Origin of the sequence: Jiella marina (genome assembly GCF_024359545.1) — a bacterium.
GTDB lineage: Bacteria > Pseudomonadota > Alphaproteobacteria > Rhizobiales > Rhizobiaceae > Jiella.
Genome location: NZ_JAKQZG010000032.1, coordinates 1 through 1,888 on the forward strand (window position 1 = coordinate 1; position 1,888 = coordinate 1,888).

General features: G+C 64.1%; 2 protein-coding genes and 1 pseudogene. All 3 read left to right on the plus strand.

The genetic code is table 11. From position 1 onward, the window contains the following. Positions 1-415, plus strand: a pseudogene (locus MF134_RS23720) (methyl-accepting chemotaxis protein); the annotation flags it as partial. A 74-nt stretch (positions 416-489) separates the two neighbouring features. Beyond that, complete coding sequence (locus MF134_RS23725) at positions 490-816, plus strand: hypothetical protein (protein ID WP_255341862.1); 327 nt, start codon at positions 490-492, stop codon at positions 814-816. Then, the coding region (locus MF134_RS23730) for a methyl-accepting chemotaxis protein (RefSeq protein WP_369695457.1) at positions 806-1,888 on the plus strand (1,083 nt) is incomplete at its 3' end. The genes MF134_RS23725 and MF134_RS23730, both read left to right, overlap by 11 nt.

The following is a 1,888-nucleotide window of genomic DNA, read 5'->3' on the forward strand; positions in this document are numbered from 1 at the left end:
GGGCCGGTCGCTGGACGAGATCGTGGCGGAAGTCTCCGGCATGGCGGACGTCGTGGCGAAGATCGCCGACAGCGCGCGCGAACAGGCGACGAGCCTTCGAGAGGTGTCGGGAGCGGCCGACCAGATGGACAAGGTGACGCAGCAGAACGCGGCGATGGTGGAGGAATCGACGGCGGCCGCGCAGACGCTGCAGAGCGAGACCGACGAGCTGGCGCAGGTGGTGGCGCGGTTCAAGACGGCGAAGGCCGGCGGTGCCGCTCTCCAGGGGGCACGCTCTGCGCCGAAGCCGGCGAGCCGCTCCGGATCGGCCCCGCTGTCGTCCTCCAAGCCCGTGCCGCAGATGCGCGCGACCGGCTCCGGAGGCGCCGCGCAAAAGGCGGCCGCACCGGCCGAGGAGAGCTGGGAAGAGTTCTGAGCCACCCCTGCCCGATTCTTTCTCTCGGGCCGGTGATCAACTCGTAATGTCGGTCGGGTGTTGAGGGAGCATCTGTGTCTGCTGGTCAGAATATCCTCGTTTCCGTCGCGATGGCGCTCGCGACGGTGCCGGCGGTCCTGGCTGCAGTGCCGGAGCCGCAAATCCAACGCACCGACAGTATTGCCGCGGTGTTCCCCCCTTGGTGGTCGCAACGACGTGTCATCGAGACCGTCGCGGACACGGCCAATCTGCTCGACGTCGGGGCGTGGCCCTCGGTCGTGGTCGTGCGATTTAGCGATCAGGACCTCGTAACCCGCCTGCGGGAGCGCGGCGCACTCTTGATCATTGATGGCGATTTCGCCGGATGCTTGTCTTTAGAGGATCAAAATAATGGTAGGTAGAAACGAGATCGATATCCATCGCGCAAGGCTTCTGAAGGCCTTTGTGTGGGTTCTCTCTGTCTGCCCGTTAGTCGTTCTGGCTGTCGAGGCTCTGACGGGGGCGTGGGAATTCACCTCGGTCTTTGCATCGGCCGCCATCGCCGCTGTCGCTTTCGTCCTGTGGCGGCGCGAATCGTCGGCCGTCACCGCGAGAATCGTCGCGTCAATCGCACTCGTGGCGAACATCTCGCTGATCCTCGCGGCCATGAGCGGAAACAAGCTCCAGGTCGATATCCACATGGCCTATTTTGCAGGCCTGGCCCTGATCGGCGCCATGTTCGACTGGCGATCAATCATCGCGGCGACAGTGACGGTGGCGCTCCATCATATCATCCTGAACTTCCTTCTGCCTTCGGCGATCTATCCGGGTGGCTCCGATTTCGTGCGGCTCATGCTGCATGCCTCCATCCTCCTGATTGAAGCCGGTGTCCTGACCTGGGTCGCGGTTCGCGTTTCGACGATGTTCGCCGATATCACTCGGGCGGGGCAGTCTCTTGAAGCCGAACATCTGAAATCCGAAGAAGCCAATCGTGCCGCCGCGACTCTGCGCGACACGCAGGCTCGTGAGGCTGCCAAGCGTGTTGAGGAAGACAAGGCCCGCACGGAAGGTCTCGTCGCCTTCATGGGCGTCGTCGATGCGAGCTTCGACCGTCTTTCGTCGGGTGACCTGACGGTTCGCATGTCGAGCCAAGTGGCGTCGGAATTCGAGCCGATCCGTGCGAAGTTCAACGCCTCGGTTGAGGAACTGGAGCAGGCAATCGGCCACGTGGTGGGCTCGGTCGGTACAATCCGCACGGGTCTGAGCGAGATCACGGTCGCATCGAACGATCTGGCGCATCGCACCGAGCAGCAGGCGGCGAATCTCGAACAAACGGTGGCGGCGCTCGGCGAGGTGACGAGCGGGGTCAACCAGACCGCGGAAGGGGCGGGCGCTGCCCGCAAGTCGGCGGAAACCGCGCGGACGAAAGCCGAGAAGGGGGGGCAGATCGTCGCCCAGGCGGTGACCGCGATGAACGAGATCGAGACCTCGTCA